Source organism: Mesobacillus campisalis (assembly GCF_000986785.1).
Classification (GTDB): Bacteria; Bacillota; Bacilli; order Bacillales; family Cytobacillaceae; genus Mesobacillus_B; species Mesobacillus_B campisalis.
This window is the reverse complement of the sequence record NZ_LAYY01000004.1, coordinates 79,916-95,415: the sequence shown is the minus strand read 5'-3', so window position 1 is coordinate 95,415 and position 15,500 is coordinate 79,916. Positions and strand designations below refer to the sequence as shown.

Here is a 15,500-nt window from a genome sequence, read left to right as displayed (position 1 = left end):
ATAGATAACTGGATAGTACAAGCATAACGCCTGTACTATCCCATTCTTTTCATCCAATTCCTCTATTATAAGACCGCATGCTTCTTGGCAAAGAAATCAATAATCACCTGGTTGAATTCTTCTACCTTTTCCCATTGCGGCCAGTGGCCCGCATCATTGATGACCGTCAATTCACTGCCAGGAATCATCTCCTGGATCGGTTTCGCTTCCTCAACCGTTGAAGTTGGGTCATGGGATGTCCATGCCAGCATGGTCGGTACGTCGATCTTGCTGCACCAGGAGAGATCCCAGCTGAAGTTTTGGCGAAATTCAAGATCCTGGAGGGCAACGATATGGTGAACGGCTTCCTGATAAGCTGGCTTGGTGTAGATTTTGTATCGTGATTCTATCAATTCATCGGTGACCTGGCTCTTATCGTACATCAGCCACTCAAGCCTTGTTTTCACATTTTCATAGTTTGCTTCAAGAACGGCCTTAACCGTAGACTCTTTTAACTTCGCCATTACTTCAGGCTTGTTGTTTACATTTCCCGGCGTATTCAGCACAAGTGCCTTTGCGATGCCGGGATTATGGGCTGCGAACCAGGCTGCCACCCAGCCGCCCAATGATTCACCGGAAAGGTAGACTTCCTTCAAATCCAGAGCCTTGATAACGGCGAGCAGGTGGTCGCTGTATAAATCGATTCCATAAGGGTGGTCCGGCTTGTCTGTATAGCCATGTCCAAGCATATCGATGCATATGACCCTGAAATGTTCCGCCAGCCCTTTGATGTTGCGGGCATACGCCTCTATATGCCCCCCCGTTCCATGAAGCAGGATCAGAGGCTCACCTGTACCGGATTCGAGCACTCTTGTTTTAATTCCGTCCGCGTCCAGGTAGTACAGTTTAAATTCCAAGTCGTGCAGGTCATTCCAGATTGTCATTCCTATCTCTCTCCTTTTTAAAATTCTGGTGATGCAAGGTTCTTATTTTTTAACAAGCTCTCTCATCCAGTCAGGATTCACTGGAGTGGTTTCAAAGAAGCTGTCTGGCACTGATGGTCCCCACCATAAACGGCCGTTCCTTTCGTAGTCCTCCTGTGTCCAGCCGATTGGGTCGAGGTCGGTATCCCGGTTGTAATCGCCGGAATAGATTTCGATGCGGTGTCCGTCCGGGTCTTTTATATAAAGGAAGAAGGCATTGGATACGCCGTGTCTTCCTGGACCATAATCAATCGAGTTCCGGTAGCCTGCGTCCGCCAGAAGGTCGGCTGTGCGGACCACGCCGGCAATCCCGTCTACCGTATAGGCGATATGGTGCAGTGCCGTTTCCTTATGTTTAACGAGCGCCACATCATGTGTCGATGTTTTCGCGCGAGTCCAGGCAGCGAACTTTCCGCCATCCTTTCCTTCCACATATTCGGAAATGCTGAATCCAAGGACTCCGTTCCAGTATTCCAAGGCCTTGTCGACATTTGGCACACGCAGGTTCATATGGTCGATGCGGATTGGCGGGATTCCTTTTTGCAGATGGGTATAGCGCATTGGAAGAGCCTTGACGCCGCCCTTACTATTGCTCACATCAATTTGCTCCATGGAATGGTAGAATTCGACTGGATGGCCGTTTGGCTCGGCCACTTTCAGCGTAGGACCTATCCCCGGATGCTCGCTGTTCTCTGAGTATTCCGCTCTGATTCCGGCTTCCTCATGCTTCCTTTTTAAAACTTCCAGGTATTCCGGACTCGAGACCCTTAATCCGAAGCTGCCTAGAGCAGAGACCGGTTTTTGCGTCAAGATCAGGGTATAGCGGTCGAATTCATCGGTCGCTCTCAAATAAAGACTGGTTTCTGTTCTTTCTACTTCAATAAAGCCTAATACATCCACATAAAATTCCTTTGATGCATTCAAATCGGTTACAAACAGTTCAATTTGCCCTAAGCGTAAAATCACTTTTCTTCACCTCTATGTGTTATTGGGTTGATTTTCATTACAATCATGTACCGTAGCGTACAAATAATGGCGCAGCCTTGGGAAGGCGGTAATGCCAGACGACCGAACAGCTACCGTTAATAAAAGAAGGCGTTTTCAAATTGCATTGAAGCATCCGCTTACCGGTTACCTCCATTTCTGTCCCGATACAGCCGTTTTCCGACTTTAATGAAACATAATAGGTTCCAGGAGCTGGGAGCGTATAGTATGGGTGGGGAATTAGCCTGTTTTCTTCCCAGGTGCCTTTTACCTTGTAAGGGCTGCCCAGCAGATTGGCCAATTCCTCGACTTCGCCTTCCAATAATTTTTTCCGGATCAGGGTCGAACTGACCTTTTCCCCTTCAATTTCCACTTTATCAACTTTTGTAATGGAGATGAGACCGCCGGAATCTGTTTTCAAAGTGTCCAGGTTGCCGGCGCCCCGGCGGCCGTAGGAATAGTCAAAGCCCGCAACGGCATGGACGACCTTCAGGCCAATGAGATAGTCCGCCACAAACTGTTCGGGAAGCAAGGAGGCAAACTCTTTGTCAAATTCCACCGTGTAAAAGGTATCGACCCCCAGTTTTCGGAGCCTTGTTTCTTTTTCGGATTGCGGCATCAAATAATGGAATTCCTTGTCTCCCCTGTCCAGGACGGTTCTAGGATGAGGAAAGAAGCTCATGACCGAAAGGGGGAGATTCCTTTCCGCTGCCTTTAGCGCTGCTGTTTTGATGACCTTTTCGTGACCAAGATGGAGCCCGTCAAAACAGCCGAGCGCCATGACATTTGGCTTGGCCATGCCTTGCCAGACAGCAAGATTTTCCTGGCTTACGAGAATGCTTTCCATACTGGCTCCTTTCCCGCTCTTTATACTAAGCTGGCGTTTTCTTCGAGAGAGCGATATTGTCCGCTGTAAAACACAAGTGGTTCAGCATCCCTCAGCTGGATGCCGGTTACCTTTCCAATAAATAAAGTATGGTCACCTTCCACATGTTCTGTGGAAACCTCACAGGCGATTTGGGCAATCGCTCCCGGCAGGACCGGTTTACCATCAAGGGTGTCAAACGCCACTTCTCTTGGTTCCTTGATTTGTCCCGCAAAAATCATCGACAGCTCTTTTTGGTCCGCCGCTAAAATATTGACAGTGAAAAGCTTGCTTTCCTGAATCTTAGTTAAAATTTTCGCTCTTTCCCCAATCGAGATCACCACAAGCTTTGGATCAAGAGACACAGACATGAAGGCATTTGCCGTCATTCCATGGATGTCTCCATCCAGCTCCGTTGCGATGACGGTTACCCCTGTCGCGAATTTTCCCATTGCACTTCTAAATTGACGGTCATCCATTTTCCTTTCCTCCTGCTAAACATTCTTTTGTACTTTGATAACAAACTGCCCTTAACCTCTCACACCACTGTGAAAGCCGAATAATTCTTTTCCGTAGGCAGCGACGGCATCTTCATATAACGATGTTTTATGTGTCGCGACAGAAAGGATATCCCTTAGGAACAATTCCATTGCACCGCCCTTATACAATGCGCCGCCCCCGAGTGTCAGCAAGGCTCTTACCGCGATGTCGACGCAAATCTTGATCGCTTTCGTCCTTAGCGCAAAGAATTCGGCATTCTGGGTTACGCAGCCATTTTTTTCATAGTTGATCAGGAGGTCCATATACTTTTCCATCAGCCCTTCTGCCTGGTGAAACTCGGTGGTCAATTCAGCAAGCACTCTCTGGCTTCGCGGAGATTCGCTTTCCCTCACGCCATCCATGAGACGGACACGTTTTTCCGTCGCTTCCTTGAATTCCTTCAGGATTCGTTCAGCACCGCCAATGGCCATATAAGGGAAGCCAAGGTAAAACGCCGGGAAGAATGGAACACCGTATACCGGATAGTCTTTGTCGTAATCTTCCTCTGGCGGCCTTCTTGTCGCTTCAGCCGGTTCAATCCGCAAAATCCGCTCTTTGGGAACGTATACATTTTCGGCAATAACCTGGTTGCTGCCTGTTCCCCGCAAACCAAACGTATCCCAGTTTTCCACAACCTCGACTTCGGAAACCTTCAGCATCGGCAGGCAGTATTCCGGCTTTTCCTTGTCAGGGAACTGAATCATCACGCCGACCCCAACCCAATCACTGTGGAGGACACCGCTTACAAAACTCCATTTACCGCTAATGCGGTAGCCATCACCTTCCGGCTCCGCTTTCCCGAGGGCAGCAAAGATATCGCAGATCAATCCGCCCTGTTGGACAATTTCATCACGTCCTTCTGGCGGTAAAAAGGCGGGCAGCATATTATGCAGCGGATACAGGTAAGCAAGCCAGGCGGCCGATATATTGTAATTGGCCACTGTGCGGACAACCTTGGCAAACGCTTTCAAATCAACCTGAGGACCGCCGTATTTTTTGGGAAGCAGCATCCTTGAAATGTCTGTTTCCTTTATCATTTTGACAACGTTTTCAGAAATCGTCGCATTTTTCTCGGCCTCTTGCGCTTCCTGCTCCGCAAGCCTTCCGACTTTCTCTGCTCCGATTAGCAACTGTTCCACTACGGAATCTTTCTCATTCAATGCATGGATCGCCATCGTCTACACTCCTTTTCTGTCTTCATGTCTGTTTTGGTTCATCCTGCTAAAAATCGTTTAAATACCGGTTATTGGTGTTTGCCCTTGCTGTATTTTCACTATAATCACCGTCTATATATAGCTTAAAATAATTGCTAACTTTCAGACTAGAGCAAAAATTGTTCATGTTTCCCCCTCGATTAGTAGTTTTTTGTCTATTCTGCTTTTTTACAAGAGGCCACAAAAAAAGACCGCAGGTGCGATGCACCATACAGTCTGTTAAAGAGGCCGACTTTATTTATCTGTTTATACCCATTGAATGGAACCAAACTCACCATGAGGATGGTTAAGCAATTTGTATCTTTTATATTCATATTCCAGCCTTGAAAGTGTCATATCAGAAAGCTGTTTATCTTCTTTGCTATATACGTTCAATAAAATGAGTTTATTGATAAGCTTTTGCCGTCTATTTTCGATAGAATTCCTCATCAGGACCACTCCTTGAGTTTTTTAACAATCCTCATTAGCCATAAAACACGGTTAAAACGGTCGGGATGTTTGTTATACGTTAATTTTATTATAACCTTATTATTCCTACCTGTAAAGTGGGGATTAAATTAAAAAACTTTTATGTTTGAAGTTACTTCAAACAACAAAATCAGCAGTCCAACTTGTCTTGGACTGCTGATTTTGTTGTTCTACTGTAAAGCCAAACCTGTTCCTCCTAATCCAGCTCCAATTCCCCAAAGGCAATTAATGCCTTAATGATCATCAGCAGCTGGTGTGTTCCTTCTGGATTCCGAAGGTCCTTTCCGAGCAGACTTTCAATCCTGGTAATCCGGTGCCTTAGGCCGCTCATCGATAAGGCAAGGTCCTTCATTGTCTGCTCCAGTTTCCCGCCGTTTAACAGGAAAATGTACAAGGTTTTGAGGAGTTCGGCATTTTTCGGGTCCTCCCGGTCATATAAAGGTCCAAGTTCCTGCTCGGCAATGATCTTGATTCCCCTTAAGTTTTCAGCGGTCACGAGCATCCCAATGATTCCCAGTGAGCCAAAGGGGACAATCTCTTTTTTAATCGCTAACCTTAGTGCAATCATTGCTTCCTCATAGCATTTCGCCGCGTTTTGAACCCCTTCCCCCATGCTGCTGATCCCAAATTTAAAGCTGCTTTTTGGGTATTGTTTCGAAATGAAAGAATGATATTCTTCTATAATATGCTCAATGGATGAAGAGCAAATGGACCTTCCCGGAGTAAACAGGACCATGTTTCCGTCCCGCTGGCCGACCAGCAAATTTAGTTTTTTCTCCTTAAAATAGCGGAATGTCTTTTCAAAAATCTGTTCCTGCAAGTGGAATTCTTCCTCAATCGTCGCATTGTTTTCCTTGTGCGCCATAACCGTCATGAAATACGGCTGTCCCAAATCCAGTCCCGTGTATTTTCCCCGCTTGATGATTTCCTCTACAGGCAGTTTCCCATCCAGAATCTGCTCCAGGAAGCTCCCCTTCATCCTTTCAAAGGATTCAAACCTGGTTTTCTCGTTTAATAAGATAAGGGAAGCAGCATTGGAAAACCTGTCTAAAAATAAATAATCTTCCTCAGGATTGTGCTCTTTCATATCATCATAGATAAAAGAACAATAACCAATTACTTCTTTTTGTACCAATATAGGCGTGACCAGGCGTTCCTGGACACCCGTTTTAATGATTTTCTTTCTAAACGGCAACAGCCGGTTTTGGGGTGTTTCCAGCAAGTCAGGCCTGTTATGCTGAAAATGGTTCTGGATGTCTTCTTCCAGGAACAAATAGTCTTCTTCTGTCAAACCGGATAATGCGAGCTTTCGGTGCTGGATATCTTCAATCACGATTGGAATGTTTCCGACACGGTATGCCATTTCGGCAATGCTTTGCAAATCACTTCCGTTTGATATCTCTTCTGTAAGGATTTTCTGAAAATCAGCCAGCTTTGTAACCAGCTTTTGCTGTTCAAGCAACTGTTCATAGGTGACTTCCAGTTCTTCTACAATCGGTGTTTCATGATAGAGGGAAGGTTCAGCCTCGTTTTCACTTTCCCATTGCTTTTGCGTTTTGACGACCCAGCGGCAGACCGGATCACCCTTACCAACGCATTCGATCTCTTTTGCAAAAAGCGGTCCTCCGAATACCGTCGACATGTAACCGCTCGCATATCCAATCAAAGTATGGCAGACTGGGTGCTTGGAAATGCCCAACCGCTTAACATGTTCCTCGGCTTCATAAGAATTGACCCATGTCCCTCTCCCAAAAACGGATAGCAATTGCTGATTTTCATCATATTTTACATCACAATCATGGTGCATCCCTGTGATATGGCCGTTTGCAATATGAAGCAGTGGCCCTTTTTTCACCAGGACTTCAACAGATGATTCGGTTTTCATAATTTCCTTGGCATCATTCTCGCCCATTTCCCAGCCATAATGAAACAAAAACCCTCTTATCCGCTCAATGCCGATATTCTTGGCAAGCTGCTGCCGGATAATCCCGAAAGCCGAAGACGATATGACCAGTTTCCGCCCCTGTTCCGCTGCTTGCTCCTCATAGCTGCCTTCTGAAATCTGGATGTTCATCTTACCACCTCTATGTATTTCAATAAAATAAAAACTGCCTGAAATTTAGGACGGGTACTCCTTTCCAGGCAGTTTTATTCTTTCATAGGTTAGTTACCTGGCCCGCTTCCTTACTCTCATTATATTACACTTTGGCCGGGCTTTTGGCTGAAGCTGCAATTTCTTCGGCTACATCCCAAATCATGTCTTCCTGACCGCCGACGACTTTTCGTTTCCCAAGCTCTGTCAGAATGTCGCGAGAATCCACTCCGAATCGGGCCGCAGCACGTTTGGCATGAAGTGCAAAGCTTGAATAGACGCCCGCATACCCAAGAGTCAGGCTTTCTCTTGTGATTTCCTGAGGAGTTTGCAGGATTGGCGCGACGATTTCTTCGGCTAAATCCATCATCTTATACACATCGATACCCGTTTTTACTCCCATTCTATCAAGCACGGCAACAAGCACTTCTGTTTGTGTATTACCTGCTCCGGCCCCAAGGCAGCGGACACTGCCGTCAATGCGGGTCGCTCCTTCTTCAATCGCCACCAACGTGTTCGCCATTGCCAGGGACAGATTGTTGTGCGCATGGAACCCAATATTAATGCCAACACTCTGCTTCAGGGCACGAATGCGCTGGCGCACTCCATCCGGAAGCAGGGCACCCGCAGAATCGACCACATACACACTGTCGGCTCCATAGCTTTCCATTAATTTTGCCTGTTCTACCAGTTTATCAACCTCTGCCATATGGGACATCATCAAAAATCCGACCGTTTCCATCCCAAGCTCCTTGGCAGCCTGGATATGCTGAGGGGCCACATCCGCTTCGGTGACGTGGGTCGCAATCCGGGCCATTTTCGCTCCCAGGCTGGCTGCTTCCTTCAGATCTTTTACCGTACCGATTCCCGGAAGAAGAAGGACAGCGATTTTAGCTTGATCCGCAACGGAAACTGCCGCCTCGATCAATTCCATTTCATTCGTCTTTGAAAAACCATATTGAAGAGACGAACCGGATAAACCGTCTCCGTGGGATACCTCAATATAAGGAACGCCGGCATCATTCAACGCCTTTGTTACCTGTAAAACCTGGTCGACCGTAAACTGGTGGGAAATGGCGTGGCTGCCATCCCTTAAAGCCACTTCCGTAATGAAAAGATCTCTTTCAATTGTCATGTTAAATCCCTCTCCCTTCTTGTTAAACAAGCTGTTTGGCAAGCTCGTTTTTCGCAAACTCTTCTGCTACCTTCACACCTGCAGCCGTCATGATATCCAGGTTTCCGGAATACGTTGGCAGGTAATCCCCGGCTCCCTCAACTTCAATGAAAATCGTGACTTTGTTTCCATCAAACATTGGCTCCGTGCGCAGGCGGTAGCCCGGAACATAGGACTGGACAGCTTTCTCCATCTCTTTCAATGATTGAGAAATCTTTGCTTCATCCAGCGTTCCTTCTTTTACGAGAACATGAACGGTATCGCGCATCAGGATTGGCGGTTCGGCAGGATTTAGAATGATGATGGCTTTTCCTTTTGCTGCTCCCCCTACCTCTTCGATCGCACGTGCCGTGGTTTGGGTGAATTCATCAATATTGGCTCGTGTTCCTGGTCCGGCACTGCGGCTGGAAATCGTGGCAACAATTTCTGCATATTCTACCGGACTTACCCGGTTTACCGCGTGGACCATCGGGATGGTTGCCTGCCCGCCGCAGGTAATGAGGTTGATATTTTCGGCTTCCAGGTTTTCGTTCATGTTAACCGGCGGAACCACCAATACTCCCCTGGCCGCCGGTGTCATATCAATGACTTTCTTGCCTGCTTCTTTCAGCAGTTTTGCATGGCGAACATGGGCTTTTGCCGAAGTGGCGTCAAAAACAATATCAGCAAGCTCCGGGCGCTCAAGGAAACCGTCAATCCCGGTATCAATCGCAGCATATCCGCTTTCCTTTGCACGGCGCAATCCGTCCGATTCCGGATCAATTCCAATTACCGCTGTGAGCTCCAGAACCTCTGAACGCCCCAGCTTAATCATGAGATCGGTTCCAATATTTCCTGAACCGAGTATCGCAACTTTCACTTTAGACAAATTCTTCTCCTCCTCAGGTGGGTCTTTTTTATATAAATCATCCAGCCGCTTGAAGGCGGCTAGGTTTTATATCCCAGGCTTGCCGATATTCTGAAGGCAGCCTCCTTGATTTCATTTATGGCCTGATTTAGCTTTTCCTGATCAAGCCTTATCTTTGGTGCGGCACAGCTGATGGCAGCGACGGCCTTCCCTTGATGGTCAAAAATCGGAGCGGCCACACATTGAAGTCCCAATTCGATCTCTTCATCATCTACCGCATAACCCCGCTCGCGAATGTTTTCCAGCTGCTGCTTGACTTTCTGTTTTTCTGTCATCGTATGTTCTGTGAACGGTTTCAAATCGTTGTTTGATAAAAGTTCTTCTACCTTGGCATCATCCAGGTGTGCAAGTATTGCCTTGCCCACCCCTGTACAATGAATCGGAGCCCTCTTGCCAATATGGGAGTAGATTCTTAAGGCCCTGGGGCCATCGAGCTTTTCAACATAAATGACCTCTCCATTTTCGTACACAACAAGATGGACGGTTTCTTGCATACTCTGCACCAGTTCCTTTATGACAGGCCGCGCGATTTCTGCGATATTGATCTGCTGGCTGACTTGATTGCCAAGCTCAAAAAGCTTCATTCCGAGCTTGTATTTTTGGTCAGCAGGATTCTGCTTCAGGTATCCCCTAACCTCCAGCGTTTTAATGATGCCATGAACCGTACTTTTGGATAAGCCAAGCCTATCGCTAATTTCTTTGACACTTAAGTACTGATCCGTAGACAGAAACAGCTCCAGCACATCGGCTGCTCTCTCAATGGATTGAATCAATCGTTCTGTAATAGGTACCACCCTCAATTTATGCTGTATTCTACATTGTCGAATATCATTCGTAAATTTATTATATACCCTTACTTTAAAACAATTTTGTTTTTTCTGTCAACTATTATTTGAGGCAGGGGGACGGTTCTGCTGCTTCACAATTTTGCTTTTTTAATAGGGAGGATCGTTTTTATTGTCTAAATTCCTGTTTCTATTTGCCGTTTTCTCGTTTCTATTTGCCCGGACCATTTTTATTGTCCATATTCCTGATCTATTTGCTTTTTCCGCACTTCTTTTTACTAGGTGTCGTGTTCTATTTGCCGATTTCCCTTTTCTATTTGCCAGGACCCTTTTTATTGTCCGGTTTCCTCGTTCTATTTGCCGGTTCCGCACTTCTATTTGCCAGTTTTCGCATTCTATTAGCCGATTTTCCTTTTCTATTTGCCAGGACCCTTTTTATTGTCCGGTTTCCTGATTTTATTTGCCGGTTCCGCACTTCTATTTGCTAGTTTCAGAGTTCTATTTGCCGATTTTCCTTTTCTATTTGCCAGGACCCTTTTTATTGTCCGGTTTCCTGATTTTTTTTGCCGTTTGCGCACTTCAAGAAGCAGAGGGACGGTTCTCTCGTCTCATAATGGATCTTTTCACCAAAAATCTGTCACCACAAAAAAACTTCCCGGACCACTTTGGCCGGGAAGTTTTTTTACATGCTAATCAACTTGAATTTCATTTACTGTTTGCTCTACCTCCGCACGTGTAATTTTTTCACGTCCGTCTTTCATCGCTTTCAGGGTTTTATGAGCAAGTGCCAGCGGTAAACGGCAGAATAATAAGATGCTTTGTTTATTCAGTGACTTCATATAGTCGTCCGCTTTCGCCAAGTTTTCATCCGCATATTCAAAAAGCTCTGCGCGAGTCCAATTATCAGGTACAAAACTAACACCGCGCTCATCGAGGTCTTCCTTCTCATTCCGTAAAATATTTACAGCTTGAAGTCCACGTCCATATCCAATGGCAAGGTCCCTGTCTGTTTTTACTCCCGCACAAAACTCCCATAAGTCTGAAAGCATGACTCCAACAAGCCCTGCAACGTAATATGTATAATCATCCAAATCTTCACGTGTGCGGATTTTCCAATTTGCTTTTGCCCATTTTGCCATCCCAAACGCCATTTCACTCGCAGCATTCATAACAAATTGCCGTGTATTTTTGGGACACGCCTGTATCCAATCCCCTAAACGAAGTGTCACTTCAGGGATGGCATCTTTAACTGGCTCAAGAATGTGTAAATACGTTTTTTCATTAAAAGGATGTTTGAACAGTTCACTCACTTGCATTAAAATCGTGTGTTTTAGGTCATTTTCAATTTCTTCATGATCTTCAATCTCATCAATTGCCCTAAATACCAAATAAGCTGAGGCAACCGTATGTTTTAACTCCTTTTGCAAAAAGGTAATTGGAATATAAAATGTACGGCTTGTTTCTTTTAATAGGCGTATAGCATCCTTCGGGAAACTATTTTCATTCATTTTATTCATATCCTCCACCTTTTAATTGTGCATGTGTATAAGCAACAGTTGCAGAATCTGCATTTATTAAATAAGTATATATTCATCATAATTTACTTGCAAATTTAAGTATTGTGCCTTTAAAGAATGCACCCTCATTTTATTGAAGGTGCATAAAGGCTATGCACAAGGTGCTTTCCCCTTATGCCGCTTTTCTTTTCTTCCCAAGATAAATCAATCCTAACAAAATCCCCCCAACAAGGAATGATGCCCACCAGGAAAATTCAAATGACGGGCCCATTTCAGGCAGGAATTTGGTGATGAGCAGGACGGCAGCCATTCCGGCGGCGCCGGCGAACCCTGCTTTAATGGTGTCTTTACGTGTATTGCGTTTTTCCCTGAACAACGAGCGTTCCACTAGCTTAAAGACGTAAACGATCGTGATAATGACAAAGCCGGCAATCATTAGGGCAATCAACAACGCCGATAGCGGATGTACCTTTGTATCCACCTCTGTAAATTGGGATAACACCAGGAAAAGTCCACCTCTTATGATCAAGAGCCAACCGACAATGTCTCCAATGATTCCTCCAATAAACGGAATCAGCTTTCGTTTCTCCTCTTTTGGCAGATGTTCAATCAGCTCATCTGCAAAGCCTCTTGGGTCATCACCAAAGATGTCCTTCGCTGTTTTCCCTGCCTTTTGGCCCTCCAGCAAATGTTCGAGCAGTTCCATCAGCACTTCTTCGGATTGCTGTTCTGAGAGGCTAAATTGAAGTCGAATATAAATAAGCAAATCACCATAATAAGCCTCATTTTCAGCTGTCAGCATTTCCCTCTTCCGGTTGTTTTCTTTAATCAATTTTTGCGCGTTCATCCTTCTCTCCTCCCCATCAGCAATTGATTTACTGGCTTTGAAATTTGCTTCCATTCCCCGGTGATGTTCTCCAGCGCCTCCTGCCCCGCTTCCGTTAAAAAATAATACTTCCGATTGGGTCCTGATTCGGAGGGCCGCATTTCGCCCCGTATGAGTCCATTCTTTTGGAGCCGTAAAAGAATGGGGTAAATCGTTCCTTCACTCACTTCAGCCAAGCCAATATTCAGCAGCTTTTGGGAAAGCTCATAGCCATAGACAGGCTCCTTTTCAATGACAGCCAATACACAGCCGTCCAAAATTCCCTTTAACAATTGGCTTCTTATTGACATCATCCTGATCCTTTCTTCTCTAACATGTTATACAAGGTAGTTGATCATAAAAAAAGTGTCCTTTAGTACTTTGCAAAACAAGATAGCTCATTTAAAAAGAAGCTACTTTGTATTACATGGTAGCTATCCAAAGTGTAAAATTTTTTCCTTTCTTTGTCAATCTAAAATTCGCAGTCAATAAAATCTTTGACTTTATAACTTATCGAACGTTACAATACTAGTAATTTAATTGCGCAAGTTTCTCTAAAGGGGAGTAGCTTTTATAGCAAAGTCGTCATTCCGGGATGTATATCCTCGGCTTTGTTAGCAATGTCAATTGTTAGCGAGACCTTTACCGCTTTGTTTGGTAAAGGTCTTTTTATTTTCAAGGACCTTTACTATATGCAGTAAAGGTCCTTTCCCGTTTAGAAAGGTGATCCTAATAAGCTTTCAGGAGTGATGTACGTTGTTTGGAAAACGCAAAGAGGGATTGAGAATTTCCCCTCTCATAATCATTTGGGGAATGACGGGTTTGATTTTTTCAGGGGCTTGTTTATCCCTGTTTTTTCGTTTATCAAGTGATTTAACAGAAAATAGGCCCTTTCTTTTTGATCAGAAAGTGGTCGATTTCATAAGATTGTCTGCTTCACCGGCAATGGATGCATTCATGCAAGGGGTAACAGAACTGGGTTCCACGTTCATGCTTGGCCTTCTACTCTTAATTAGTATGATTTGGCTGTACGTTAAACATAAAAATATATGGAGTGCGCTGTTTTACTTTCTTGCTGTGGCCGGAGGAGGCCTGCTTAATCTGGGTTTAAAGAGCTATTTTGCAAGAGAGCGCCCCAGCATCAATGTAATCATCGAGGCGGATGGGTTCAGTTTTCCCAGCGGCCATTCCATGGGCAGCATGACTTTTTACGGCTTTTTAAGCTATTTAACGCTTCGGAGCAAACGCAAACCTCTTTCAAAGGCAGGTCTGGTCACCTTGTTTGGTTCCCTTATTTTATTGATAGGGATGAGCCGGATTTACTTGGGAGTGCATTATCCTTCCGATGTGCTGGCAGGCTACACGGCCGGAATCGTCTGGCTGGTTTTGTGTATCAGTTTATTGGAAATTGTCTACTGGTATAAAGAAAACAGGTCACAATCTATCAAGAGAAGACAAGCGAAAACGAAGGTTTCTTAATCACTAACAATAAAAGGAGATGGTCCCTCTCCATCTCCTCTTTGAAAATCAAAGATATTGCTTTTTAAGTTGTGCCGCAATGATGTTCTTCTGGATCTCGGATGTTCCTTCATAAGACTCGCCCCCCCTTCTTTCCACTTGCTGCTGTCCGAATGGGCCTCGTATTGGGACATGAGTTCTCTTTTGAAGCTGATGCTGTCCGATATTACAGGAAAAAGTTGTAAGTGTCCAGCCACTCCATTATAGTTAATTCAACGAATGCTTATTATCTGAAAGGAGTCAATCAAATGAAACTGGGTGCATTTTCTGTAAGTTTAGACGTAAAAGACATTCATGCTTCCAAGTCCTTCTATGAAAAATTGGGATTCCAATCTTTCGGCGGTGACATCAATCAAAATTGGCTTATTATGAAAAATGAAAATTGTATTATTGGTCTTTTCCAGGGAATGTTTGAAAAAAACATTCTGACCTTTAATCCGGGATGGGATGAAAATGCCAAAAATCTCGAATCTTTTACAGATATTCGAGACCTTCAAAAGCAACTCAAAGCTGCCGGAATTAACATGCTCACTGAAGCAGATGAAACAACGGACGGGCCAGCACATTTTATCATTGAAGACCCAGATGGCAATCAAATTCTTGTCGATCAACACCGATAAAAACAAGTGTGAATACTTCGGGATACATATTCATTCAATCCATTAAAATAAGCCTTTCTCCATTTTCAAGTGGCAGAAAGGCTTACCTATACCATTTGGTAAGATGAAACGCGAGAATAATTCCAGCTTCCCCGCCCACCCAACTTCACTTCAACCCAAAATACGTTTTCTTGAACTTATTAAACTGATTTTTATCCACTTCCGTCTTTTTCTCTTGCCCATCTGCCCATTCCGTAAATGAGCCAGCTGTTAAGGTCAGATTCCCTTTTTCCGTTAATTTGGTGAGCAATGGCCCCTTATTAAAAGCAGACTCCAAATGGTCCGCAATGATGGTCTGGATTTCATTTAACTCCTCAACAACCTCCACACGTTCGTTTGAATCAAACGCATACCCGATTTTCCACTCTTGATCTTTATGTTTTAACTTCATGTAAAAAACAAAATCACCATGTTCAGTCTCGGCACGCTCGGCGCGAAAATCTCCATTACGAGAAGAAACCACTTCGCCTGTTAATGGCACCGGTTTTAGCGGCAAGTTCCCGCCGAAACCCGTGTCCAAAAGATACACTTTCCCGTTATGCCTCACCAAATTGGCAACATGGGTTTTCCCGGTCCTGCTCCATTCCTGCTTCATTTGGTCAAAAACCACCCCGCGGATTAAGACCGTGTCAAAGCCGTTTACCTTTAAAAATAGGTGGAGGATCGAGTTCAGCTCATAACAGAGGCCGCCTTCCCGCTGCAGAAGGATTTTATCGGTTACGTTCTCTTCTGTGAGAGGCTTCATGCGGTTTTCCATAATACATAAATTTTCAAACGGTATACTGTTTGCCGTTTTTTCAAGTACCTTGTCCAAGTCTTCAAATGAGATTCCTTCATTTTTAGACATCCCAATTCTTTCAAGAAACAATGAGTTAAAATCTCTCATTTTCCACACCTCCAGACGCTTCTATTATTATAAACGATTTAATGCACAAAAAGTGCCTGACCCT

General features: G+C 44.7%; 16 protein-coding genes. 2 read left to right on the top strand and 14 right to left on the bottom strand.

Annotated features, from left to right (window positions below):
- Positions 1-65: 65 nt before the first annotated feature.
- The 13 genes from WQ57_RS04910 to WQ57_RS04850 all read right to left on the bottom strand — a co-directional run bounded on the left by WQ57_RS04910 (position 66) and on the right by WQ57_RS04850 (position 12,684).
- Entirely contained in the window at positions 66-923 is an 858-nt protein-coding gene (locus tag WQ57_RS04910) for an alpha/beta fold hydrolase (RefSeq protein ID WP_046522611.1), read from the bottom strand.
- 42 nt (positions 924-965) lie between these two features.
- Positions 966-1,928: a 3,4-dihydroxyphenylacetate 2,3-dioxygenase gene (gene hpaD / locus WQ57_RS04905; RefSeq protein WP_046522610.1), complete on the bottom strand. Its 963-nt coding sequence runs from the start codon at positions 1,926-1,928 to the stop codon at positions 966-968.
- Between the two features lie 43 nt (positions 1,929-1,971).
- Complete coding sequence (locus WQ57_RS04900) at positions 1,972-2,793, bottom strand: FAD synthetase family protein (RefSeq protein WP_052948644.1); 822 nt, start codon at positions 2,791-2,793, stop codon at positions 1,972-1,974.
- 20 nt (positions 2,794-2,813) lie between these two features.
- Complete coding sequence (locus tag WQ57_RS04895; protein WP_046522609.1) at positions 2,814-3,290, bottom strand: flavin reductase family protein; 477 nt, start codon at positions 3,288-3,290, stop codon at positions 2,814-2,816.
- A 51-nt stretch (positions 3,291-3,341) separates the two neighbouring features.
- Positions 3,342-4,526 (bottom strand): acyl-CoA dehydrogenase family protein, encoded by a 1,185-nt coding sequence (locus WQ57_RS04890; protein WP_046522608.1) that lies wholly within the window; start codon positions 4,524-4,526, stop codon positions 3,342-3,344.
- Between the two features lie 285 nt (positions 4,527-4,811).
- The gene (locus WQ57_RS04885; RefSeq protein WP_046522607.1) at positions 4,812-4,994 is read right to left on the bottom strand and encodes a Fur-regulated basic protein FbpA; all 183 of its coding nucleotides are present in this window, start codon (positions 4,992-4,994) and stop codon (positions 4,812-4,814) included.
- A 235-nt stretch (positions 4,995-5,229) separates the two neighbouring features.
- On the bottom strand, positions 5,230-7,107 hold the full coding sequence (locus tag WQ57_RS04880; RefSeq protein ID WP_046522606.1) for a V4R domain-containing protein: 1,878 nt from the start codon (positions 7,105-7,107) through the stop codon (positions 5,230-5,232).
- A 124-nt stretch (positions 7,108-7,231) separates the two neighbouring features.
- On the bottom strand, positions 7,232-8,260 hold the full coding sequence (gene dmpG / locus WQ57_RS04875; protein WP_046522605.1) for a 4-hydroxy-2-oxovalerate aldolase: 1,029 nt from the start codon (positions 8,258-8,260) through the stop codon (positions 7,232-7,234).
- A 22-nt stretch (positions 8,261-8,282) separates the two neighbouring features.
- The gene (locus tag WQ57_RS04870) at positions 8,283-9,167 is read right to left on the bottom strand and encodes an acetaldehyde dehydrogenase (acetylating) (RefSeq protein ID WP_046522604.1); all 885 of its coding nucleotides are present in this window, start codon (positions 9,165-9,167) and stop codon (positions 8,283-8,285) included.
- A 59-nt stretch (positions 9,168-9,226) separates the two neighbouring features.
- Positions 9,227-10,000, bottom strand: a complete 774-nt coding sequence (locus tag WQ57_RS04865) for an IclR family transcriptional regulator (protein ID WP_338151890.1) — start codon at positions 9,998-10,000, stop codon at positions 9,227-9,229.
- Between the two features lie 680 nt (positions 10,001-10,680).
- Entirely contained in the window at positions 10,681-11,499 is an 819-nt protein-coding gene (locus tag WQ57_RS04860) for a squalene/phytoene synthase family protein (RefSeq protein ID WP_046522743.1), read from the bottom strand.
- Between the two features lie 181 nt (positions 11,500-11,680).
- Complete coding sequence (locus tag WQ57_RS04855) at positions 11,681-12,355, bottom strand: DUF1129 family protein (protein ID WP_046522603.1); 675 nt, start codon at positions 12,353-12,355, stop codon at positions 11,681-11,683.
- Positions 12,352-12,684, bottom strand: coding sequence for a PadR family transcriptional regulator (locus WQ57_RS04850; protein ID WP_046522742.1), 333 nt, complete (start codon positions 12,682-12,684; stop codon positions 12,352-12,354). Before WQ57_RS04850 ends, WQ57_RS04855 begins: the two co-directional genes overlap by 4 nt.
- Before the next feature lie 445 nt (positions 12,685-13,129).
- On the opposite strand from WQ57_RS04850, the gene WQ57_RS04845 reads away from it, so the two are divergent.
- Together WQ57_RS04845 and WQ57_RS04840 are read left to right on the top strand one after the other, a co-directional pair.
- Positions 13,130-13,852 carry a phosphatase PAP2 family protein gene (locus tag WQ57_RS04845; RefSeq protein WP_052948643.1) on the top strand — a complete coding sequence of 241 codons (723 nt, stop codon included), beginning with the start codon at positions 13,130-13,132 and terminating at the stop codon, positions 13,850-13,852.
- Between the two features lie 287 nt (positions 13,853-14,139).
- Complete coding sequence (locus tag WQ57_RS04840) at positions 14,140-14,511, top strand: VOC family protein (protein WP_046522602.1); 372 nt, start codon at positions 14,140-14,142, stop codon at positions 14,509-14,511.
- Positions 14,512-14,656: 145 nt separating this feature from the next.
- Here the strand turns inward: WQ57_RS04840 and WQ57_RS04835 are convergent, their stop codons facing one another.
- A complete protein-coding gene (locus WQ57_RS04835) occupies positions 14,657-15,436 on the bottom strand; it encodes an arylamine N-acetyltransferase family protein (protein WP_046522601.1) in 780 nt (259 codons plus the stop codon).
- Positions 15,437-15,500: the final 64 nt, after the last annotated feature.

Coding starts and splice junctions, on each gene's coding strand:
- WQ57_RS04910 (WP_046522611.1), bottom strand. CDS start 923: ATGACAATCTGGAATGACCTGCACGACTTGGAATTTAAACTGTACTAC.
- WQ57_RS04900 (WP_052948644.1), bottom strand. CDS start 2,793: ATGGAAAGCATTCTCGTAAGCCAGGAAAATCTTGCTGTCTGGCAAGGC.
- WQ57_RS04895 (WP_046522609.1), bottom strand. CDS start 3,290: ATGGATGACCGTCAATTTAGAAGTGCAATGGGAAAATTCGCGACAGGG.
- WQ57_RS04890 (WP_046522608.1), bottom strand. CDS start 4,526: ATGGCGATCCATGCATTGAATGAGAAAGATTCCGTAGTGGAACAGTTG.
- WQ57_RS04885 (WP_046522607.1), bottom strand. CDS start 4,994: ATGAGGAATTCTATCGAAAATAGACGGCAAAAGCTTATCAATAAACTC.
- WQ57_RS04880 (WP_046522606.1), bottom strand. CDS start 7,107: ATGAACATCCAGATTTCAGAAGGCAGCTATGAGGAGCAAGCAGCGGAA.
- dmpG (WP_046522605.1), bottom strand. CDS start 8,260: ATGACAATTGAAAGAGATCTTTTCATTACGGAAGTGGCTTTAAGGGAT.
- WQ57_RS04860 (WP_046522743.1), bottom strand. CDS start 11,499: ATGAATGAAAATAGTTTCCCGAAGGATGCTATACGCCTATTAAAAGAA.
- WQ57_RS04855 (WP_046522603.1), bottom strand. CDS start 12,355: ATGAACGCGCAAAAATTGATTAAAGAAAACAACCGGAAGAGGGAAATG.
- WQ57_RS04850 (WP_046522742.1), bottom strand. CDS start 12,684: ATGTCAATAAGAAGCCAATTGTTAAAGGGAATTTTGGACGGCTGTGTA.
- WQ57_RS04840 (WP_046522602.1), top strand. CDS start 14,140: ATGAAACTGGGTGCATTTTCTGTAAGTTTAGACGTAAAAGACATTCAT.
- WQ57_RS04835 (WP_046522601.1), bottom strand. CDS start 15,436: ATGAGAGATTTTAACTCATTGTTTCTTGAAAGAATTGGGATGTCTAAA.